Genomic DNA, 22,225 nt, shown 5'->3' with positions numbered 1-22,225 from the left:
ATGACGAAGCCGATAGCGTCGGCGACGCCGACGAAGCCGACCGGGTCAACGCAGTCGACGCCGCGGACGATCGTGCTGATCGGCCACGGGATGGTCGGCCAGCGGTTCCTCGAGGCGCTCGCCGACCGGGGAATCACCGGCGCCGCCCGCGTCGTCGTGTTCTGCGAGGAGCCCCGTCCCGCCTACGACCGCGTCCAGCTGTCCTCGTACTTCTCCGGCCGTACCCCCGACGATCTGTCGCTGGTCGAGGACGGCTTCATGGCCCGGCACGGCATCGAGCTGCACGTGGGCGACCCGGCCGTCGCCGTCGACCGCGAGGCGCGCACGGTCACCTCGCGGGCCGGGGTGACGATCGCGTACGACGCGCTCGTCCTGGCCACCGGCTCGTACCCCTTCGTGCCGCCCGTCCCCGGCAAGGACGCCACCGGCTGCTTCGTCTACCGCACCGTCGAGGACCTGCTGGCCATCGAGGAGTACGCCAAGGGCCGCGGCACCGGCACCGTGGTCGGCGGCGGACTGCTCGGGCTGGAGGCGGCCGGGGCGCTCAAGGGGCTCGGGCTCACCACGCACATCGTGGAGTTCAACCCGCGGCTGATGGCCCTCCAGGTGGACGAGGGCGGCGGCGCCGCGCTGCGCCGCACCGTCGAGGACATGGGGCTGGTCGTGCACACCGGCGTCGGTGGCAAGGAGATCACGGCCGGCGAGGACGGTGCCGTCACCTCGATGCTGCTGTCCGACGGGTCCGCCATCGACACCGACCTCGTGATCTTCTCGGCGGGCGTACGGCCCCGTGACCAGCTCGCCCGGGACTGCGGGCTGACCGTCGGCGAGCGCGGCGGGATCGCGGTCGACGAGCGGTGCCGTACCAGCGACCCGTCCGTGTACGCCATCGGCGAGTGCGCGCTGGCCGCGGACGGCCGGGTGTACGGACTGGTGGCGCCCGGCTACGAGATGGCGGAGGTGGCCGCCGACACCATCGCGGACGCCGACATCATCGGAGACGCCGATGCCATCGCGGACGCCGACACCACCACGGACCAGGCGGCCGGTGACGGCTTCACCGGTGCCGACACCTCCACCAAGCTCAAGCTCCTCGGCGTGGACGTGGCCTCCTTCGGCGACGCGCACGGCACCGCGCCCGGCTGCCTCGACGTCGTCTACTCCGACTCCCGGGCCGGGGTCTACAAGAAGCTGGTGATCGGCGCCGAGGGCGAGCTGCTGGGCGGGGTGCTGGTCGGCGACGCGGACGCGTACGGGATGCTGCGGCCGCTGACCGGCACCGTGCCGCCGGTCGCGCCCGAACAGCTCGTCCTCCCCGCGGGGGTGGGCGCACCCGCCGCCCTCGGCCCGTCCGCGCTCCCCGACGAGGCGGTCATCTGCAACTGCCACAACGTCACCAAGGGCACCATCCGGGCCGCAGTCACCGAGCACTCCTGCACCACCGTCCCCGCGGTGAAGAAGTGCACCAAGGCGGGGACCGGCTGCGGCAGTTGCGTCAAGGCGCTCACCTCCCTGGTGGAGGACGAGCTGACGGCGAGCGGGGTCAGCGTCGACAAGGGCCTGTGCGGCTGCTTCGCGCACACCCGCGCCGAGCTGTACGAGATCGTGCGAACGCTGCGGCTGACCAGTTACGCCCAGCTCCTGGACGGCCATGGGCGCGAGGAGGCGCGCAGCGGCGACGGCTGCGAGGTCTGCAAGCCCGCCGTGGCCTCCATCATCGCCTCGCTCGCCCCGACCGTGGGGGCCAGCGGTTACGTCCTGGACGGCGAGCAGGCCGCGCTCCAGGACACCAACGACCACTTCCTGGCGAACCTCCAGCGCAACGGCTCGTACTCGATCGTGCCGCGCATTCCCGGCGGCGAGATCACCCCGCAGAAGCTGATCGTCATCGGCGAGGTGGCGCGGGACTTCGGGCTCTACACGAAGATCACCGGCGGGCAGCGGATCGACCTGTTCGGCGCCCGCGTCGACCAGCTCCCGAAGATCTGGGCGCGGCTGGTGGAAGCCGGGTTCGAGTCCGGGCACGCCTACGGCAAGGCGCTGCGCACCGTGAAGTCGTGCGTGGGGCAGACCTGGTGCCGGTACGGGGTGCAGGACTCGGTCCGTATGGCCATCGACCTGGAGCTGCGCTACCGGGGCCTGCGCTCCCCGCACAAGCTCAAGTCGGCCGTCTCCGGCTGCGCCCGGGAGTGCGCGGAGGCGCGCGGCAAGGACTTCGGGGTGATCGCCACCTCGAACGGCTGGAACCTGTACGTCGGCGGCAACGGCGGCGCCGACCCGCGCCACGCCGACCTGCTGGCCCAGGACCTGGACGACGCGGAGCTGATCCGCGTCATCGACCGCTTCCTGATGTTCTACATCCGCACCGCGGACCGGCTGGAGCGCACCTCGGCGTGGCTGGAGCGGATCGAGGGCGGGCTCGACCACGTACGGGACGTGGTGGTGCACGACTCGCTCGGCCTGTGCGCGGAGCTGGAGGCGATGATGGCCGAGCACGTGGCGCACTACCGCGACGAGTGGGCCGAGACGCTCGCCGACCCGGAGCGGCTGCGGCGCTTCGTCTCCTTCGTCAACGCGCCCGGCTCGCCCGATCCGACGGTGCGGTTCGTACCCGAGCGCGACCAGGTCAAGCCGGATCTGACGATCCTGGCCGGTCCCACGATCCCCGTCCGCACCCTCGAAGGGAGCATCAGCCGATGACCATGGCGCCGCAGAAGACCGCCGGGCCCGCCGGGCCCGAGGCGACCGCCGTTCGCGTCGAACTGCTCGTGAACCAGAGCTGGTTCGCGGTGTGCGAGCTGTCCGACCTCGCCCCGGGGCGGGGCGTGGCCGCGCTGCTGCCGGACGGCACGCAGGTCGCGGTGTTCCTGGACCGGGCGGGGCAGGCGTACGCGATCGACAACCGCGATCCGTTCTCGGGCGCGTACGTGCTCTCTCGCGGGCTGCTCGGCTCGGCGGCGGGCGGCCGGGCGTTCGTCGCGTCGCCGCTGCTCAAGCAGCGGTTCGACCTGGTGACGGGGCGGTGCCTGGACGACGAGTCGGTGGGCGTGCGGGCCTATCAGGTCCGTACGGGCGCCGCGGGCTGACGCCGGCCGCTTGTCCCCTGACCCGCCTCTTCCCCGGAAGGAGTTCCTGAGAAGGAGTTCCTCGGAAGGAGCCCCCCGACACGGGTCGGCGCCGTCAGACGCCGGCCCCGGGGCCGGGGCTCGGCGGGATCACCCCGGCCGCCTCCAGCAGGCGGCGGGCGCCGTCGCCGTCGATGTGGTCGGCCAGGACGCGCAACTCCCGTTCGCCGTTGCGCAACAGCCCGCGTGCGCGGGAGAGCCGTACCCCGCGGTCGAGTTCGTGCCACAGCAGCGGGTTGCCCGTGAGGACCTTCGGGTCGAGTTCCACGCGGCGGCCCAGTACGTCGCGCAGGATCAGCCGGGGCGCCGTGCCCTGTACCCGGGTGACGCTGGTGAGCAGGTCGGTGCGTACGCGCCGCTCGCCGCCCACGGCGCCGCGGGACGCCAGCCAGCCGTCGCCGGCGGTCACGCGTCGCGGGCACAGGACGGCGAACAGCAGCAGTGCGACGCCGGTCCAGGCGGCGGCGCGGGGCGGGGCCAGGTGGTGGTCCGCGGAGTCGAGCAGGAGCATGACGGCGAGCAGGGCCGCCGCGGCGCACACCGCGGTACGCAGATCGGGGACCCACCGGCTGTCGTGGGCGAGCACCGGCCGCCCGTCGTCACCGTTTCCACGTGCCATGCTCCCGACGCTAGGTCCGGGGCCGGTCGCCGCACCGGGCGTTGACGCGCCGCTGACTCCCCGCTGTCGAAACTTGACGCGCCTCTGACACGGACCCGCCCCAGCGTCAAGAAGGTGTATGGATCACAGATCTCGGCGCCAAGAGCACGCAAAGACGGCGCGCGGCATACGGAAAGCGCCTCCACGCTGAAGCCTCCCCCATGCACCAGCGGAGGTACGTACCAATCATGTCGATGTCGTCGAAGGACCAGGGTTCGCCCGCCGCCGTAGCGAGCGACGAGGAGCCGCCTGATATCCGGGCCGCGGCCCTGGCCGTCTCGTCGGCGCGGGCCCAGGCGGAAGCGGAGCACGACTCCGGGATCGGACCGGAGCACGACCTCCGGCACGAGCCGGAGCACGACTCGCGGCACAAGCTGACCACTGTCACCGGTCTCGCCGCACTGTCCCTGGACGCCATGGCCTCGGTCGCCTACGGACCGGAGGCGATCGTCCTCGTCCTGGCCGCGGCGGGCGCGCACGGCCTCGGTTTCACCCTCCCCGTCACCCTGGCGATCGCCGCGCTGCTCGCGGTCCTGGTCGCCTCCTACCGCCAGGTGATCGCGGCGTTCCCGGACGGCGGCGGTTCGTACGCCGTCGCCAAGACCCACTTGGGCAAGCGGACCAGCCTGGTCGCCGCCGCCTCCCTCGTACTGGACTACGTCCTCAACGTCGCCGTCGCGGTCACCGCCGGGGTCGCCGCGCTGACCTCCGCCTTCCCCGAGCTGTACGACACGCGGCTGTGGCTGTGCCTGGGCGTGCTGGTGCTGATCACCGCGGTGAACCTGCGCGGCATCGTGGACTCGGCGCGCGCCTTCATCGCGCCCACGGTGATCTTCATCCTCGCGATCTGCACACTGATCGTCATCGGTCTGTTCCGGTCCGCGCCGGTCAGCACGGAGGCATCGGCCGGGCACGCCTCCGTACTCTCCGACAACGCCACCACGGTCGGCGCGCTCCTACTGCTCAAGGCCTTCGCGTCCGGCTGCTCCGCGCTGACGGGAGTCGAGGCGATCGCCAACGCGGTGCCCGCCTTCCGCGCCCCGGCGGCCAAGCGCGCGCAGCGGGCGGAGATCGCCCTCGGCGCGATCCTGGGCATCATGCTGATCGGCCTGTCCGTGCTGATCTCCCGCTTCCACCTCAAGCCGGTGGAGGGAGTCACGGTGCTGGCGCAGCTCGCGGACGCCTCGCTGGGCCACAACTGGGCTTTCTACCTCGTCCAGTTCGCCACCATGACGCTGCTGGCCCTGTCCGCGAACACCTCGTTCGGCGGCCTGCCGGTGCTGCTGAAGCTGCTCGCGCGCGACAACTACCTGCCGCATGTCTTCGGGCTCAAGGCCGACCGCCAGGTGCACCGGCACGGCGTGCTGGCGCTGGCCGCCGTCTCCGCGCTGCTGCTGGTCTTCTCCGGCGGCGACACCAACACCCTCGTACCGCTCTTCGCGATCGGCGTCTTCGTCGGCTTCACCATCGCCCAGACCGGCATGGTGATCCACTGGCGGGAGCAGCGCGGGCCGGGCTGGCGGGGCAAGGCGCTCCTCAACGGCTTCGGGGCCCTGCTGACCGGCGTCAGCGCGGTCGTCGTGACGGCGACGAAGTTCCACGACGGCGCCTGGCTGATCGTCGTCGCCCTGCCGCTGCTCGTGCTGTGCTTCGAGGCCGTGCACCGCGCGTACGGGCGCATCGGCGACGCCCTGGGCCTGGGCCGGGTCCCCGAGGCTCCGCACCGCGAACACTCGCTGGTCGTGGTGCCGGTCTCCGGGATGTCCCGGCTGACCAGCGAGGCGCTGACCGCCGCCGCGTCGCTCGGTGACGAGGTGCTGGCCATCACCGTCACCTACCAGGACCCCGAGGACCGGGAGGCGGCCGCCGCGCTGCGCCGCGACTGGGAGCTGTGGAACCCGGGCGTGGACCTCCTGGAGGTGCCGTCCGCGACGCGCACCGTGGGGCGGCCGGTGGCGGCGCTGGTCCGGCGCCTGACCGAGCAGCACCCCGGCACCCGGGTGACGGTGCTGATCCCGGAGGTGGAGCCCGCCCGGCTGTGGCAGCGGCTGCTGCAGAACCAGCGCGGCGCGGTCATGGCGCACGCGGTGCGCCGGGACACGGACGCGGTGATCTGCCGGCTGCGGTTCCGGCTGACGACCACCGCCTGAGCCCGGACCCGGGCGGACGTGCCCGCCACCCGTCCGCCCGGGTCCGGCACATCCCGTACGCCCGGGCCCGGGACACCCCCTCCGCCCGGGCCCGGCACACCCCGTCCACCCGGGTCCGGCGCCCGCCCCAACTCGCCTCCGGCCAGGCCGACATATGACGGCAACACGTCTTTCGTAATCCAACGCCACCCTTGATCGTTGGTTCATAAGATGCACAGTCTGGCCGCATGAGCGAGGGGGCGCCCCATGTCCATCAGCCGCAGACGACTGCTCGGTTCCGGTACCGGGATCGCTCTGACAGGAGCGCTGGCCGCCGCGTGCGGCTCCAACACCGGCCGCGGCTCGGGCGACGGCCCGGCCATCGAGCAGTGGTACCACCAGTACGGCGAGCCGGGCACCGCGCAGGCCGTCAAGCGGTACGCCGACGCGTACGCGCAGGCCGACGTCACGGTGCAGTGGCGGCCGGGCAACTACGACCAGCAGACCGCCGCCGCGCTCCTCACCGACTCCGGCCCCGACGTCTTCGAGGTCAACGGCCCGTCCCTGGACCAGATCCTGGGCGGGCAGGTGGTGGATCTGACCGAGCTCGTGGCCGGGGTGCGGGACGACTTCCACCCGGCGGTGCTCGCCACGAAGACCCACGACGGCAGGGTCTGGGGCATTCCGCAGGTCATCGACGCACAGTTGCTCTACTACCGCAAGAGCATGCTGGCCGACGCCGGGATCGAGCCGCCGCGCACACTCGACGAGCTGATCGACGCGGCGAAGGAGCTCACCACCAAGGACGTCAAGGGCCTGTTCTGGGGCAACGACGGCGGCCCCGGCGTGCTGATGGCCACCCCGCTGTACGCGGCGGGCCTGTCGGCCGTCACCGACGACGGCGCCGTGGGCTTCGACGACCCGGCCGCCGCCCGTACGCTCGGCAAGCTGCGCCGGCCGTACAAGGACAAGTCGCTGCTGCTGGGCGCGCCGAGCGACTGGTCGGACCCGTCGGCGTTCCTCCAGGGGCTGACCGCGATGCAGTGGTCGGGGCTGTGGGCGCTGCCGCAGATCAAGAAGGAGCTGGGGGACGACTTCGGGGTGCTGCCGTTCCCGAAGGACGGTCCGGACGGCGCCCCTTCGGTGCAGGTCGGCGCGTACGGGGCCGCGGTCAGTGCCCGAAGCGAGCACCAGCAGCAGGCCAAGGCGTATCTGAAGTGGCTGTGGGTGGACAAGACGGAGTACCAGGAGGACTTCGCGCTCTCCTACGGCTTCCACATCCCGGCCCGGATCTCGCTGGCGAAGAAGGCGGAGAAGCTGAAGGAGGGCGCGGCGGCGGAGGCGGTGCGGTTCGCCACCGACCACGGGTACGCCCAGCCGCTGCTGTGGACCACGGCGAGCCAGACCGCGTACAAGGACGCGCTCAGCCGCATCATCAAGGACGGGGCGGACCCGGATGGCGAACTGCGGTCGGTGGTGCGCAAGACGGAAGCGGAGCTGCGGCGTGTGAAGAAGAAGAGCTGATGCGGCGCCCGGCCGCGCCGCGCGGGCTGTTCGGCCCACAGAACCGGAATCTGTGGTTCTGGATCTTCGTCGGACCCTTCGTGATCGGGCTCACCGTCTTCACCTACGTACCGCTGGGCTGGAGCGTCTACCTCTCCTTCTTCGACGCCCACAACACGGTCTCGCCGACGGACTTCGTCGGGCTCGACAACTACACGGCGATGCTGCGGGACGACGCGTTCACCGACAGCCTGGCCACCTTCGCCGTGTTCACCGCCATCATCGTCCCGGCCACCTTCGCGCTGTCGCTGGCGCTGGCGCTGATGGTCAACCGGCTGCGCCGGGCCCAGGCGTTCTTCCGGTCGGTGTTCTTCCTGCCCGTGGCGTGCTCGTATGTCGTGGCGGCGCTGGTGTGGAAGATGTCGATCTTCAACGGGGTGCGGTTCGGCCTGGCGAACACCGTCCTGGGCTGGTTCGGCGCGGACCAGGTCGCCTGGCTGTCGACCACCGAACCGCCCTGGTACTGGCTGGTGATCGTGACCGTGCGGCTGTGGCTCCAGACCGGCTTCTACATGGTGCTGTTCCTGGCCGGGTTGCAGCGCATTCCGCCCCGGCTGTACGAGGCGGCGGCGGTGGACGGCGCGCGGCCGGGCTGGCAGACCTTCCGGCACATCACCTTCCCGCAGCTGCGGGCGACGTCGGTGGCGGTGGCGCTGCTGCTGGTGATCAACGCGTTCCAGGCGTTCGACGAGTTCTACAACCTGCTGTCGGACGCGCGCGGCTATCCGCCGTACGCCCGGCCGCCGCTGGTCTACCTCTACTACACGGCGCTCGGGCAGGAGCAGAACCTGGGGCTCGGCAGCGCGGGCGCGGTGATCCTGGCGCTGATCATCGCGGTGGTGACGGTGGCGCAGGCGCGCTGGTTCGGCCTCGGCCGGAAGGAGGACTGAGACGGATGCGGAACTCCACGGGCACGCACGACGGTCTGGTGCGGGTGGGCCGGGCGCTGCGGCTGGTGCTGCTGATCGCGCTCGCGCTGCTGTTCCTGATCCCCTTCTACCTCCTGGTGCGGAACGGGCTGGCGCGCGAGGAGGACATCACGGCGGCGGACTGGACGTTCTTCCCCCGCGATGTCCAATGGTCGAACGTCACCGAGCTGTTCAACGATCCGAACGTCCCGATGGCGCGGGCGCTGCTGAACTCCTCGGTGATCGCGGTGGCCACCACGGCCGGCACGCTGCTGCTGGCGTCGCTGGCCGGATACGGGCTGGCCCGCATCCCGTACCGCTACGCGAATGCCGTCTTCTACTGGATCCTGGGCACGCTGATGGTGCCGGCCGCGGTCACGTTCGTACCGAGCTTCGTGCTGGTGTCCTCGCTCGGCTGGATCTCCACGATGCGCGGCCTGATCGTCCCGACGCTCTTCTCCGCCTTCGCGTGCTTCGTCTTCCGCCAGTTCTTCCTGGGCTTCCCGCGCGAGTTGGAGGACGCGGCGCGGGTGGACGGGCTCGGCTACTGGCGTACGTACTGGCGGGTCGTGGTGCCGAACTCAGCTCCGGTGTTCGCCGCGGTCGGCACGATCGTCTTCATCGGGGCGTGGAACTCCTTCCTGTGGCCGCTGGTGATCGGGCAGGACCGGGACGCGTGGACGGTGCAGGTGGCGCTGTCGACGTTCACCACCGCCCAGACGGTCCGCATCCATGAGCTGTTCATCGCCGCGGCCGTCTCGATCCTGCCGCTGCTGCTGGTCTTCCTGGTCCTCCAGCGCTACATCGTGGCCGGGGTGGAACGTTCCGGCATCGACGACTGAACCTGCAGCTTGCGGATCTGCCCGCTCCGCTTCATGTTTTGTTGATGCACCGTCAACTCGCCACTCCTATGTTTCTCAGCGCTGCCCCCCTCCCTCGCCGCCGACCGGCCGCGGGGACGTCACAACCTCCGTGGAGTGACCATGGAACGTCGCAGCCTCTTGCGCGCAGCAGTCCTCGGAACATCGGCCGCCGTCTTCGGCGGCGCCCTCTCGCGTGGCGCCGCGTACGCCGCCCCCGCCCAGAACGGCCCCGGCCCGTACGGTGCGCTCGGTTCCGCCGACGCCAACGGCATCCAGCTGCCGAGCGGCTTCACCAGCAGAGTGATCGCCCGGTCCCGGCAGACCGTGTCCGGCACCTCGTACACCTGGCACGACGCCCCCGACGGCGGTGCCTGCTTCGCCGACGGCAGCGGCTGGATATATGTCTCCAACTCGGAGATCTCGTCCACGGGTGGCGCCGGTGCCGTCAAGTTCAACTCCTCGGGCACCATCACCGGGGCCTACCGGATCCTGTCCAACACCAATCGCAACTGCGCGGGCGGCGCCACACCGTGGAACACCTGGCTCTCCTGTGAGGAGGTGTCACTCGGCTACGTCTACGAGACCGACCCGTGGGGCGTGAACGCGGCCACGCGCCGCGACGCCATGGGGCGCTTCAACCACGAGGCCGCCGCCGCCGACCCGACGCGCCAGGCGATCTACCTGACCGAGGACGCGGGGGACGGCTGCTTCTACCGCTTCCTCCCGTCGACCTGGGGCAACCTGTCCTCCGGCACCTTGCAGGCCCTCAAGGCCGGGACCGGCACCTCCGGCTCGTTCACCTGGGGAACGGTGTCCGACCCGGACGGCTCCCCGACCGCGACCCGCAACCAGGTCTCCGGGGCCAAGCGCTTCAACGGCGGCGAGGGCTGCCACTACGCCAACGACACCGTCTGGTTCACCACCAAGGGCGACAACCGCGTCTGGCAGATCAACCTGGCCAACAGCACCTACGAGCTGGCCTACGACGACAACCTGGTCAACCCCGGCCCCGCCCCGCTGACCGGCGTCGACAACGTCACCGGCTCGTCCTCCGGCGACCTGTTCGTCGCCGAGGACGGCGGCAACATGGAGATCTGCATCATCACCCCGGACGATGTCGTCGCGCCGTTCCTGCGGATCACCGGGCAGTCGAGTTCGGAGGTCACCGGCCCGGCGTTCTCCCCTGACGGCACGCGGCTGTACTTCTCCAGCCAGCGCGGCACCACCGGCAGTTCGTCGGGCGGCATCACCTACGAGGTGACGGGTCCGTTCCGCTCGTAGTCAGTCGGGGGCTCTGCTCGGACGTCAGCCGGGGGCCGTGCTCCGCTGTCAGCCGGGGGCCCTGCTCCGGCACCCGCTCCGCTGGTGTGCCGCCCCGCAACAGGGCGGCGCCCAGCGGAGTCAGCGTATGCAGCACCGCGCCGCCCTGGCGGAGCGTCAGCAGCAGTCCGGCCTCGCGCAGCACGCTGGCGTGCTGGCTGGCGGAGGCCAGCGAGACCCCGACCCGGCGGGCGAGTTCACTGGTGGTGCAGCCGCCGCCCACGCCCTGGAGGACCGCCGAGCGGGTCTGCCCGACGAGCTTGCCCAGCCAGTGGGCCTTGGTGGAAGCGGTGACGGGCTGCCGCAGCGGCCGCGGCGGAGCGGACTCGCCGGCGTGTTCGACCGGGTAGACCAGCACCGGGGTCAGCTCCGCGTTCCGGTACGTCACCGGCGTACGGCGGCAGAAGAAGGACGGCTGGAGCAGCAGCCCGCGGCCGTTCAGGAACAGATCCCGGTCGACGGGATAGTCGACCTCCAGGACCGGCGGGCGCCAGCGCGTGGTGGGCGGCAGCGAGGCCAGCAGCCCGTCCGCCCCGCCGTCCAGCAGGGCGCGGCCCCGACCGGCCCGGTCGGCCTCGACACGGGCCTGGAGGTACGGCCAGTACGGGGCGACGGCGGCGGCGTGGTAGGCGCGCAGCGCGCCCAGCAGCCGGTCGAACGCGGGGCTGGCGCCCTGGGCCAGGTCCTGGATCCAGGCGGGGAGTGTGCGGTCGGCCGAGAGCCGGGCGACCTCGGCGTGCAGGCGGGCACCGGGAGTCGCGCGTAGCGCCTCCATCGCGGCGTCCGCCCCGATTATGCCTTCGGCGGGTGTCAGGAAGTCCGGGAAATACCCGCGCAACGGAATCAACGGGGCCAGCAGCCGCGTTTCACCGTTCAATCGTGTGCGCGTTTCCGCTCGCCAATCGCCGTATACCATCTCCGCCTGTTTGTCGCGGAGCCGGTGGAAACTTAGAACGGTTTCCCACAGTGCGTCGGGGCGGTTCGCCATCCGCACCCGTGCCAGATCGAGTTCTGTGAAATGAACACGTAGCACCAGACCCCCACAAAGTGACATCCGTGGCCACCCCCCGATCACGGATGAGTATGCACACTAACACAGCCAGTCACCACGCCCTTTTGGCCACACTTGAAACGGGTCGCGGAGCGCATGTTGCAACCGCAATGCTTGTCACCAGGAAAGCGCGGGGAAACACCGCAGAACCAGCGGTGGACGTCCGCATTTCAACAGGACGTGCTCAGGACCTGGATTGCTCGTTCCCGTGGGGGGTGACGAGTGCGTACCGGCCGCTGAGCACTTCTGTTGCCCGCTCGGGCCGATGCGAGCGGGCGACAGCTCCCGTGGGGGGAGTGAGAGGGGGCGGCACCTCCGCACAGAGTGCCGCCCCCTTACAAGCCGAAGTCGCGCCTGGGGTGAGGGTTGAGGTTCCCCCGCGACGACTCCGGTGGCATGCGGACCCAAGGGCCTCAAGGGCAGAGCCCCCGTGCCCCAGGGGGCCGGAGCCCCCTGGGAAAGAACCTTCCGGCCCGGCGTCAGCGGCTGTCGCTGCCCTTGCTCTCGGCCGCCGCCCGGCCCGCCTCCAGCCGCGCCACCGGGATCCGGAACGGCGAGCAGGAGACGTAGTCCAGACCCACCTCGTGGAAGAAGTGGACCGACTCCGGGTCACCGCCGTGCTCGCCGCACACGCCGAGCTTGAGGTCCGGGCGGGTGGCGCGGCCGGCCTGGGCGGCGGAGCGCACCAGCGAGCCGACGCCGTCCCGGTCGATGGTCTCGAACGGGCTGACCCCGAAGATGCCCTTCTCCAGGTAGGCGGTGAAGAAGCTCGCCTCGACGTCGTCGCGGGAGAAGCCCCACACGGTCTGGGTGAGGTCGTTGGTGCCGAAGGAGAAGAAGTCGGCGGACTCGGCGATCTGACCGGCGGTCAGTGCGGCGCGCGGCAGCTCGATCATGGTGCCGAGGGTCAGCTTGAGGCTGACCCCGCGGGCGGCCTCGACCTCGGCGATGACCTGCTCGGCCTCCTCGCGGACGATCTCGAGCTCCTGCACCGTGCCGACGAGCGGGATCATGATCTCCGCGCGGGGGTCGCCCTTGGCGTCCAGCCGATCGGCCGCGGCCTCGGCGATGGCCCGTACCTGCATGGTGAACAGGCCGGGGATGACCAGGCCGAGCCGGACGCCGCGCAGACCCAGCATCGGGTTCTGCTCGTGCAGCCGGTGCACGGCCTGGAGCAGCCGCAGCTCGTTCTCGTGCGACTCGTGGCGGGCCTCGGCGAGCGCCACCCGCACCGAGAGCTCGGTGATGTCGGGCAGGAACTCGTGCAGCGGCGGGTCCAGCAGCCGCACGGTGACCGGCAGCCCGTCCATGGCCTCGAAGAGCTCGACGAAGTCGCCCTTCTGGAGCGGCAGCAGGGCGTCCAGCGCCTCGCCGCGCTCGTCGTCGGTGTGGGCCAGGATGAGCCGCTCGACCAGCTCGCGCCGCTCGCCGAGGAACATGTGCTCGGTGCGGCACAGGCCGATGCCCTGGGCGCCGAAGCGGCGGGCGCGGGCGGCGTCCTCGGCGTTGTCGGCGTTGGCCCGTACTCGCAGCCGGCGGACCCGGTCCGCGTAGGCCATGACCCGGTGCACGGCCTTGACCAGCTCGTCGGCGTCGTCGGCGCCGGCGTGCATCCGGCCTTCGAAGTACTCCACGACGGGGGAGGGCACGACCGGCACCTCGCCGCGGTAGACCTTGCCGGAGGAGCCGTCGATGGAGACGACGTCGCCCTCTTCGATGACCGTGCCGTCGGCGGTGGTCATCCGGCGGCGCTTGGTGTCGACCTCCAGCTCCTCGGCGCCGCAGACACAGGTCTTGCCCATGCCGCGGGCGACGACGGCCGCGTGCGAGGTCTTGCCGCCGCGCGAGGTGAGGATGCCCTCGGCCGCGATCATGCCGTCGAGGTCGTCGGGGTTGGTCTCGCGGCGGATGAGGATGACCCTCTCCCCCGAGCGCGACCACTTCACGGCGGTGTACGAGTCGAAGACGGCCTTGCCGACCGCGGCACCCGGCGAGGCGGCGATGCCGCGGCCGATCTTCTCCGTGGTCGCGTTCTCGTCGAAGCGCGGGAACATCAGCTGCGCGAGCTGGGCGCCGGTGACGCGCTGGAGCGCCTCCGCCTCGTCGATCAGACCCTGGTCGACCAGCTGGGTGGCGATCCGGAAGGCGGCGCCGGCGGTGCGCTTGCCGACCCGGGTCTGGAGCATCCACAGCTTGCCGCGCTCGATCGTGAACTCGATGTCGCACAGGTCCTTGTAGTGCGTCTCCAGCGTCTCCATGATCTCCATGAGCTGGTCGTACGACGCCTTGTCGATGCCCTCCAGGTCGGCGAGCGGGACGGTGTTGCGGATGCCCGCCACCACGTCCTCGCCCTGTGCGTTCTGCAGGTAGTCGCCATACACGCCCTGGTGGCCGCTGGCCGGGTCGCGGGTGAAGGCGACGCCGGTGCCGGAGTCGGGGCCGAGGTTGCCGAAGACCATGGAGCAGATGTTGACCGCGGTGCCCAGGTCGCCGGGGATGCGCTCCTGGCGGCGGTAGAGCTTGGCGCGGTCGCCGTTCCACGAGTCGAAGACGGCCCGGACGGCGAGGTCCATCTGCTCGCGCGGAGCCTGCGGGAAGTCCCGGCCGGTCTCCTTGGCGACGATGTCCTTGAAGCGGGACACGAGCTGCTGGAGGTCGGTGGCGTCGAGGTCGACGTCCACGGTGACGCCCTTGGCGCGCTTGGCCTCCTCCAGGGCGTCCTCGAAGAGTTCGCCGTCGACGCCGAGCACGGTCTTGCCGAACATCTGGATGAGGCGGCGGTAGGAGTCCCAGGCGAAGCGATCGTCGCCGGCCTGCGCGGCGAGCCCCGTGACGGACTCGTCGGAGAGCCCGATGTTGAGGACGGTGTCCATCATGCCGGGCATGGAGAACTTCGCGCCGGAGCGGACGGACACCAGCAGCGGGTCGTCGGCCTGGCCGAGCTTCTTGCCCATCTTCGCTTCGAGGGCCTCGAGGTGCGCGGTCACCTCGTCACGGAGTGCCGCGGGCTCCTCACCGCTGTCCAGGTAGACCCGGCACGCGTCGGTGGTGATGGTGAAGCCCGGAGGGACGGGAAGGCCCAGATTGGTCATTTCGGCGAGGTTGGCACCCTTCCCGCCGAGCAGGTCCTTCAGGTCCTTGTTGCCCTCGGTGAAGTCGTAAACGAACTTCTGCTGACTTTGTGTTTCCGACACGGGAATCGAACTCCTCCGGACGGCTGCCCTGACGGCGAGGAACATACCCAGATCGAAGGTGTCTGGGTACGTCCACTCGGCCGTCATACGGGCGTAACCACTCGTCCGCCGCTAGATCGAAAGTCCTCTACCCCTACGCAGGAATCAGGCCAGTTCTTCAAGAGTCGAACGGACAGGCACATTATGTCACCTCGGAGTCGGAAAATCTATACGGAGAGTGACAAGCGGATGGGTGATTCGAAAGACGTAAGGGTGGCACGCAGTGCCACCCTTACGAAAGATGCACCCGCCCTCGAAGCGCTCATATGAGCCGCCCATGCATCAGGCGTGGCGAGAATCACGCGGCGCGGGATGGCCGGATCCCAGCATCCGGACCCGAAACGGCCACGTAACGGAGCCGTCATCCACCCGAGCCGTCCGGCTCGGCCGCCTGAGCTGCCCGACTCAGCCGCCCGAGGTGTCCAGCTCCGCGTCCGCGCCGACCACAGCGCAGTCGTACGGATCGGCCAGCCAGCCGTCCGGCAGGACGACGCGGTTCCTGCCGGAGGTGCGGCCCCGCGGGCCGTCCGCGCCGACCGGCCATTTCTGGTCGAGTTCGAGCTCGCTCATCAGAGCGTCCAATTCATCCAGAGATGAGGCGATCGCGAGGCGTTTGCGCATCTCGGAGCCGACCGAGAAGCCCTTGGTGTACCAGGCGACGTGCTTGCGGAAGTCGATGACGCCCCGCTCCTCGTCCTCCAGCCATTCGGCGAGCAGCTCCGCGTGGCGCCGCATCACCGCGGTGACCTCCCGCAGGGTGGGCGCCGCGGCCGGACCCGTGCCCTCGAACGCGGCGACCAGGTCGCCGAAGAGCCAGGGCCGCCCCAGGCAGCCGCGCCCGACGACCACCCCGTCGCAGCCGGTCTCGCGCATCATCCGCACCGCGTCGTCGGCCGACCAGATGTCGCCGTTCCCCAGCACCGGGACCTCCGGCACGGCCTCCTTCAGCCTCGCGATGGCCTCCCAGTCGGCCGTGCCCCCGTAGTGCTGCGCCGCCGTACGCCCGTGCAGGGCGATGGCGGTCACCCCCTCCTCGACCGCGATCCGGCCCGCGTCGAGGTACGTGAGGTGGTCGTCGTCGATGCCCTTGCGCATCTTCATCGTCACCGGCAGCTCCCCCGCCCCGGTCACGGCCTCGCGCAGGATCGCCCGCAGCAGGTTCCGCTTGTACGGCAGCGCGGAGCCGCCGCCCTTGCGGGTCACCTTGGGCACCGGGCAGCCGAAGTTCAGATCGATGTGGTCGGCCAGGTCCTCGTCCACGATCATGCGGACCGCCTTGCCGACGGTGCCCGGGTCCACCCCGTACAGCTGGATGGACCGCGGCTTCTCCGACCCGTCGAAGTGGATCAGCCGCATGGTCTTGGCGTCCCGCTCGACCAGAGCCCGCGTGGTGATCATCTCGCTGACGAACAGCCCCTTCCCGCCACTGAACTCACGGCAAAGGGTGCGGAACGGCGCGTTCGTGATCCCGGCCATCGGCGCGAGCACGACCGGTGGCTGGACCGTGTGCGGTCCGATCTGCAGCGGCGTCAGGGTCATGGAGTCGGCTTCCTCGGGTGCGTACCGGCTACGTACGGACGTGTCCGCGTGTACGTGGCGGATGGACGGCGGGCGGACCTCCCATTGTCCCGCACCCGGCGCCGGGCCCGCCCCGGGCCGGGGCGGGCGGGATCGCTGTAGCGTTCAGCCATGCCGGAACCGAGCCGTCGGCGGCGCCTGCTGGTGCTCGCCATCTGCTGTACGAGCCTGCTGCTGGTCAGCCTCGACAACACCGTGCTCAACATCGCGCTGCCGACCATGCGACGGGACCTGGACACCTCCGTCTCCGGCATGCAGTGGACCATCGACGCCTACACGCTGGTGCTCGCCTCCCTGCTGATGCTCGCGGGCTCCACCGCCGACCGGATCGGGCGGCGGCGCACCTTCCAGGCGGGCCTGGTGGTCTTCACCCTCGGCTCCGCGCTGTGCAGCATGGCGCCGAGCCTGGAGGCCCTGGTCGCCTTCCGGATGGTGCAGGCGGTCGGCGGTTCGATGCTCAACCCGGTGGCGATGTCGATCATCGCCAACACCTTCACCGACCCGCGCGAGCGGGCCCGTGCCATCGGTGTGTGGGGCGGGGTCGTCGGCATCAGCATGGCGGCCGGACCGCTGATCGGCGGGCTGCTGGTGGAGTCGGTCGGCTGGCGCGCGATCTTCTGGATCAACCTGCCGGTGGGTCTCGCGGCGCTGGCGCTCACCGCGCGGTACGTGCCCGAGTCGCGCGCCCCGCGCCCGCGCCGTCCCGACCCGGTCGGTCAACTGCTGGTGATCGCGCTGCTGGGCTCGGTGACGTACGCGATCATCGAGGCCCCGGGCGCGGGCGGGGGCTCGTCGGTGCTCCCGGTGTGCGCGGGTGTCGCCGTGGCCGCCTTCCTCGGGCTGCTCCGGTACGAGCGCCGTCGGCCGGAACCGCTGATCGAGCTGCGGTTCTTCCGCTCGGCTCCGTTCAGCGGGGCCACGGTCGCGGCGGTGTGCGCCTTCGCCGCGCTCGGCGGCTTCCTGTTCGTCAACGCCCTGTATCTGCAGGACGTACGGGGGCTGTCCGCGCTGCGCGCCGGGCTGTGGATGCTGCCGATGGCGGCGATGTGCCTGGTCTTCGCCCCGCTGTCCGGGCGGCTGGTGGCCGCGCGGGGCCCCCGGCTGCCGCTGCTGGCGGCCGGGGCGGCGATGGGGGCGAGCGGGGTGCTGTTCGCCGGGTTCGACGCCCAGTCCCACGATGGACGGCTGATCGCCGGGTATGTGCTCTTCGGCATCGGCTTCGGGCTGGTCAACGCCCCCATCACCGACACGGCCGTGTCGGGGATGCCGCGCGCCCAGGCCGGGGTGGCGGCGGCGATCTCCTCCACCAGCCGCCAGGTCGGCACGTCGCTGGGCGTCGCGGTCATCGGCGCGGTGCTGGCCGCCGGGGTCTCCGTCGGCGGCGCCGACGGCGGCGGGACCTCGGCGAGCGCCTTCGCGGACGCCGCCCGCCCCGCGTGGTGGATCATCGCCGGCTGCGGCGCCACGGTGACCGTGCTCGGCGCGCTGACCACGGGCACGTGGGCGGAGGCCACCGCACGGCGCACCGCCGCCCGACTCGCGACCGAGCGGCCTCAGCCCTCCGCGAGTGCCAGGGCCTGAAGCCTCTCGAGGCGCAGCCGCGACTCGTCGTCCATCGGGACGTACGTCACCAGTCGCGGACCGGCGGCCGGGCCGAGCCACAGGTTGGTGTGCTCCACATACAGCAGCCCCACCTGCGCGTTGCGGATGTACTTCGTCCGTGCGACATGGGACACCACCTCATGGCGTGCCCACACCTCGCGGAACTCCTCGGACGCCGCTTCGAGGCGGGTCAGCAGCGCCTTCCACGCGGGCTCGGCGAGATGCTCCGCCATCGACGCGCGGAACTTCGCCGCGATCGTGCGGTGCACCTCCGGCAGATCCACCGCGGCCGCCCGCCAGTCGGCGTTGGTGAAGGCCAGCCACATGGCGTTGTGGTCCTCGGGGGGCAGGGCGTCGAGGTCGCACAGCAGCCGCCCGTAGGTGCGGTTGTAGGCGAGGATGTCGTACCGGCTGTTCTGAATGTAGGCGGGCACCGGCTCCAGCTGCTCCAGCAGCGCCCGCAGCGCGGGCGTCGCCGCCGGGCACTGCGTCTCGGGGGCCGGGTCGGCCGTCCCCGCGAGCGCGAACAGATGGGCGCGTTCGCTGGGATCGAGCAGCAGGGCGCGGGCGAGCGCGTCGAGGACCTGCGCGGAGACATGGATGTCCCTGCCCTGCTCCAGCCACGTGTACCAGGTGACGCCGACGGCGGAGAGCTGGGCGACCTCCTCGCGCCGCAGGCCGGGCGTACGGCGCCGTCTGCCACGCGGCAGGCCGACCTGCTCGGGGGTGATGCGCTCACGGCGGCTGCGGAGAAAGGCGGCGAGTTCGGCGCGCCGTACGTCGACGGCGGCGCGCCGTACGTCGACCGCGTCGGGGCGGGCCGGGCGGACTGCGGTGGTCATGATGCCAGCGTGCCGGAGCACTCAGCCTGTTGCCAGGTATTCCTACTACCAGGATAAGGAGACTCTGGTACCCGTTTGAACGGTCCGGGATCGTCAATGCCGTGAGTGATACCCGAGTGCCTACCCGATCCGTGCCATCCGTTCCGTCCGCTCCGTCCGTTGGATCCGCTACCGCTGGATCCGCTGCCACTCGATCTGGTCCGCCGGTCTCCGCGGCGGCGGGGGGACTCACCCCGCTGGGGCTGGCCACCGTGCTGCTCGGCGCCGCCCTCCCCATGATCGACTTCTTCATCGTCAATGTCGCGCTGCCCGCCATGGGCCGGGACCTGCATGCGAGCCCGGCCGTGCTGGAGCTGGTCGTGGCCGGGTACGGCGTCGCGTACGCCGTACTGCTGGTGCTGGGCGGCCGGCTGGGCGACACCTTCGGCCGCCGCCGGCTGTTCCTCGTGGGCATGGCGGCCTTCGGGATCACCTCGCTGGCCTGCGGGCTCGCCCCCGACGCGTGGACTCTGGTGGCGGCGCGGGTGGCGCAGGGGGCGGCGGCCGCGCTGCTGCTGCCCCAGGTGCTGGCCACCATCCAGGCCACGACGAGCGGACCGGGCCGGGCGCGAGCGCTGAGCATGTACGGCGCGACCGCCGGTCTGGCCATGGTCGTCGGGCAGATCCTGGGCGGGCTGCTGGTCGCCGCGGACCTGGCCGGGACCGGCTGGCGCGCGGTCTTCCTGGTGAACGTTCCGGTGGCGCTGCTCGGGTTGGTGCTGGCGGCGCGTACGGTCCCGGAGACCCGGTCGGAGCGGCCGGCGCCGGTCGACATCCCCGGCACGCTGCTGCTGGCGGTGTCCCTGGTCGCGCTGCTGCTGCCGCTGACCGAGGGGCGGGCGGCGGGCTGGCCGGTGTGGACGTGGGTGTCGCTGGGAGCCTTCCCGCTCGCGGCGGCGGCGTTCTTCGCCGTGGAGCGGCGGGCGGACCGGGCGGGCAGGATCCCGCTGGTGCCGCCGAGCCTGTTCGCCCTGCCGGGGCTGCGGCGCGGTCTGGCGCTGGTGGTGCCGTTCTCCACCGGCTTCGGCGGCTTCATGTTCGTCGTGGCGGTGGCGCTCCAGCAGGGGCTGCGGTTCGGTCCGGTCGCGGCAGGGCTGGCGCTGGTTCCGATGGCGCTGGCGTTCTTCGTGGTGTCGCTGGCGGGGCCGCGGCTGGTGAACCGGTTCGGCAGCTCGGTGGTCACCGTCGGCGGGCTGATCCAGGGCGCCGGTCTGGCGCTGCTGGCCGTGACGGTGCTGCGCGACTGGCCCGACCTGGGGTTCTGGGAGCTGCTGCCGGGGCTGGCGATCGCCGGGCTCGGGCAGGGGCTTCAGCTTCCGGTGCTGTTCCGGATCGTGCTGGCGGACGTGCCTGCCGAGCGGGCCGGCGTGGGCAGCGGGGTGATGGTGACCACCCAGCAGTCGTCGCTGGCGCTGGGGGTGGCGACGCTCGGCACGCTCTTCCTGGCACTGGAGTCGTCGGTGGGGATGCGGAACGCGCTGGTGACCACGCTGGCCGTGCAGGTGGCGGCGGTCGTGGTGACGGTGGGGCTGAGCCTGCGGCTGCCGCGTGGCGTGGCGTAGTTCCGTCACCGCCCGACACCCATGGACTGACAGATATTGAAATCTGTCAGTCCATGGGTCATTCTGGAGGAGCCCGACGAAGGGCACCTCCCTGTCCCACACCCTTTTGCGAGGAGCTCCCGTGCTGCACCGCACACTCGGCACCACCGGCCCCCAGGTCTCCGCCCTCGGCCTCGGCTGCATGGGCATGTCCGCCCTGTACGGCGACGCCGACCGGGCCGAGTCCATCGCCACCCTCCACGCCGCCCTCGACGCGGGCGTCACACTGCTGGACACCGGCGACTTCTACGGCATGGGCCACAACGAGATCCTCATCGGCGAGGCCCTGCGCAGCGCCCCCGCGCACGCCCGCGAACAGGCGCTGACCAGCGTGAAGTTCGGCGCCCTGCGCGACCCGGACGGCGGCTGGTCCGGCTACGACGGCCGCCCGGCGGCGGTGAAGAACTTCGCGGCCTACTCCCTCCAGCGGCTCGGCACCGACCACATCGACGTCTACCGCATCGCCCGGGTTGACCCGGACGTGCCCATCGAGGAGACCGTGGGCGCCATCGCCGAGCTGGTCGAGGCCGGGCATGTGCGGCACATCGGCCTGTCCGAGGTGAGCGCCGAAACCCTCCGCCGTGCCGCCGCCGTCGCCCCCATCACCGACCTCCAGATCGAGTACTCGCTGATCTCGCGCGGCATCGAGGACGAGATCCTGCCCGCCGCCCGCGAACTGGGCATCGCCACCACGGCGTACGGCGTGCTGTCCCGCGGCCTGATCAGCGGCCACTGGAGCCGGGACCGCAAGCCCGGCGCGAACGACTTCCGCGGCTTGAGCCCGCGGTTCAACGGCGACAACCTCGCGCGCAATCTCGCCCTCGTCGACGCCCTGCGCAAGGTCGCCGACGGCAAGGGCGTCTCCGTCGCGCAGATCGCCATCGCCTGGGTGCTGGCCCAGGGCGCGGACATCATCCCGCTGGTCGGCGCCCGCCGCCGGGACCGGCTGGCCGAAGCGCTCGGCGCGCTTGAGGTTACTCTCGACGCGGACGATCTGACCGCCATCGAGGAGGCCGTACCGGCGGGCGCCGCCGCGGGCGAGCGCTACCCGGCCGCGCAGATGGCACACCTCGACAGCGAGAGGAAGTAACGACCCGATGCCGCCCGAGGCCCTGACCCCTGAACGCGTCCTCGAAGCCACCGAGGAGGTGCTGCGCCGCTACGGCCCGGCGAAGGCCACCGTGGTGGACGTGGCACGGGCGCTGGGGGTCAGCCACGGCAGCGTCTACCGCCACTTCCGCACCAAGGCCGCGCTGCGCGAGGCGGTCACCGAACGCTGGCTGGACCAGGCACACGACGAGCTGTCCGGCATAGCGGCCGCCGAGGGACCGGCGCCGGAGCGCCTCCGGCGCTGGCTGGCCGCCCTGTTCGCGGCCAAGCGCCGCAAGGCGGGCGACGACCCGGAGCTGTTCGCCACGTATATGGCCCTGGTCGGCGAGAACAGCGGCACGGTGGCCCGCCACATCGACACGATGGTCGACCAGATCGCGGCGATCGTGGAGAGCGGCGTCGCCCGGGGCGAGTTCGCGGCGTCGGATCCGGCACGGGCGGCCCGCGCCATCTGGGACGCGACGGGCCGGTTCCACGACCCGGTGTACGCGGCGGAGTGGTCGGCGCCGGGCATCGACACCGCGTTCACATCGGTCTGCGACCTGATCCTGCGGGGGCTCCGCGGCTGAGCCGGAGCCCGCGTACGCAGACCCCAACCACGGC

Annotated in this window: 16 protein-coding genes; 11 read left to right on the top strand and 5 right to left on the bottom strand. The window is 71.4% G+C overall.

The genetic code is table 11. The features are described 5' to 3' along the window. Positions 1–2,700, top strand: a complete 2,700-nt coding sequence (gene nirB, locus ACQUSR_RS23440) for a nitrite reductase large subunit NirB (RefSeq protein WP_431044572.1) — start codon at positions 1–3, stop codon at positions 2,698–2,700. Next, positions 2,697–3,086, top strand: a complete 390-nt coding sequence (nirD, locus tag ACQUSR_RS23435; protein ID WP_431044571.1) for a nitrite reductase small subunit NirD — start codon at positions 2,697–2,699, stop codon at positions 3,084–3,086. The genes nirB and nirD overlap by 4 nt, the downstream gene beginning before the upstream one ends. Before the next feature lie 94 nt (positions 3,087–3,180). On the opposite strand, the gene ACQUSR_RS23430 is transcribed toward nirD, so the two are convergent. Continuing rightward, the gene (locus ACQUSR_RS23430) at positions 3,181–3,744 is read right to left on the bottom strand and encodes a hypothetical protein (protein ID WP_431044570.1); all 564 of its coding nucleotides are present in this window, start codon (positions 3,742–3,744) and stop codon (positions 3,181–3,183) included. Positions 3,745–3,971: 227 nt separating this feature from the next. Here ACQUSR_RS23430 and ACQUSR_RS23425 point away from each other — a divergent pair, with 227 nt between their 5' ends. From ACQUSR_RS23425 to ACQUSR_RS23405, 5 genes are all read left to right on the top strand, one after another. Further along, positions 3,972–5,933: an APC family permease gene (locus ACQUSR_RS23425; protein WP_431044569.1), complete on the top strand. Its 1,962-nt coding sequence runs from the start codon at positions 3,972–3,974 to the stop codon at positions 5,931–5,933. A 246-nt stretch (positions 5,934–6,179) separates the two neighbouring features. Continuing rightward, entirely contained in the window at positions 6,180–7,436 is a 1,257-nt protein-coding gene (locus tag ACQUSR_RS23420) for an ABC transporter substrate-binding protein (protein ID WP_431044568.1), read from the top strand. Next, the gene (locus ACQUSR_RS23415) at positions 7,436–8,365 is read left to right on the top strand and encodes a carbohydrate ABC transporter permease (RefSeq protein ID WP_431044567.1); all 930 of its coding nucleotides are present in this window, start codon (positions 7,436–7,438) and stop codon (positions 8,363–8,365) included. The genes ACQUSR_RS23420 and ACQUSR_RS23415 overlap by 1 nt, the downstream gene beginning before the upstream one ends. Positions 8,366–8,370: 5 nt before the next feature. Further along, on the top strand, positions 8,371–9,225 hold the full coding sequence (locus ACQUSR_RS23410) for a carbohydrate ABC transporter permease (protein WP_431044566.1): 855 nt from the start codon (positions 8,371–8,373) through the stop codon (positions 9,223–9,225). A gap of 141 nt (positions 9,226–9,366) precedes the next feature. Next, positions 9,367–10,527 carry an alkaline phosphatase PhoX gene (locus ACQUSR_RS23405; protein ID WP_431044565.1) on the top strand — a complete coding sequence of 387 codons (1,161 nt, stop codon included), beginning with the start codon at positions 9,367–9,369 and terminating at the stop codon, positions 10,525–10,527. Here ACQUSR_RS23405 and ACQUSR_RS23400 read toward each other — a convergent pair. The 3 genes from ACQUSR_RS23400 to dusB all read right to left on the bottom strand — a co-directional run bounded on the left by ACQUSR_RS23400 (position 10,493) and on the right by dusB (position 16,389). Then, positions 10,493–11,599, bottom strand: coding sequence for an ArsR/SmtB family transcription factor (locus ACQUSR_RS23400; RefSeq protein WP_431044564.1), 1,107 nt, complete (start codon positions 11,597–11,599; stop codon positions 10,493–10,495). The two genes, ACQUSR_RS23405 and ACQUSR_RS23400, sit on opposite strands and share 35 nt — an antisense overlap. 497 nt (positions 11,600–12,096) lie before the next feature. Next, complete coding sequence (gene ppdK / locus ACQUSR_RS23395) at positions 12,097–14,856, bottom strand: pyruvate, phosphate dikinase (RefSeq protein WP_431047790.1); 2,760 nt, start codon at positions 14,854–14,856, stop codon at positions 12,097–12,099. A 399-nt stretch (positions 14,857–15,255) separates the two neighbouring features. After that, positions 15,256–16,389, bottom strand: coding sequence for a tRNA dihydrouridine synthase DusB (dusB, locus tag ACQUSR_RS23390; RefSeq protein WP_431044563.1), 1,134 nt, complete (start codon positions 16,387–16,389; stop codon positions 15,256–15,258). Positions 16,390–16,539: 150 nt separating this feature from the next. On the opposite strand from dusB, the gene ACQUSR_RS23385 reads away from it, so the two are divergent. Continuing rightward, on the top strand, positions 16,540–18,009 hold the full coding sequence (locus ACQUSR_RS23385) for an MFS transporter (protein ID WP_431044562.1): 1,470 nt from the start codon (positions 16,540–16,542) through the stop codon (positions 18,007–18,009). On the opposite strand, the gene ACQUSR_RS23380 is transcribed toward ACQUSR_RS23385, so the two are convergent. Continuing rightward, positions 17,982–18,872 (bottom strand): helix-turn-helix domain-containing protein, encoded by an 891-nt coding sequence (locus ACQUSR_RS23380; RefSeq protein WP_431044561.1) that lies wholly within the window; start codon positions 18,870–18,872, stop codon positions 17,982–17,984. The two genes, ACQUSR_RS23385 and ACQUSR_RS23380, sit on opposite strands and share 28 nt — an antisense overlap. A gap of 101 nt (positions 18,873–18,973) precedes the next feature. Between ACQUSR_RS23380 and ACQUSR_RS23375 the strand changes: the two genes are divergently transcribed. From ACQUSR_RS23375 to ACQUSR_RS23365, 3 genes are all read left to right on the top strand, one after another. Further along, positions 18,974–20,473: an MFS transporter gene (locus ACQUSR_RS23375; RefSeq protein WP_431044560.1), complete on the top strand. Its 1,500-nt coding sequence runs from the start codon at positions 18,974–18,976 to the stop codon at positions 20,471–20,473. Between the two features lie 121 nt (positions 20,474–20,594). Beyond that, positions 20,595–21,602 (top strand): aldo/keto reductase, encoded by a 1,008-nt coding sequence (locus ACQUSR_RS23370; protein WP_431044559.1) that lies wholly within the window; start codon positions 20,595–20,597, stop codon positions 21,600–21,602. Positions 21,603–21,609: 7 nt separating this feature from the next. Then, the gene (locus ACQUSR_RS23365; RefSeq protein WP_431044558.1) at positions 21,610–22,191 is read left to right on the top strand and encodes a TetR family transcriptional regulator; all 582 of its coding nucleotides are present in this window, start codon (positions 21,610–21,612) and stop codon (positions 22,189–22,191) included. The last annotated feature ends 34 nt before the right edge of the window (positions 22,192–22,225 follow it).

Origin of the sequence: Streptomyces sp. P1-3, from assembly GCF_050613155.1 — a bacterium.
GTDB lineage: Bacteria > Actinomycetota > Actinomycetes > Streptomycetales > Streptomycetaceae > Streptomyces.
Note: the sequence above shows the minus strand (reverse complement) of the source record. Positions and strands in the feature narration are given on the sequence as shown.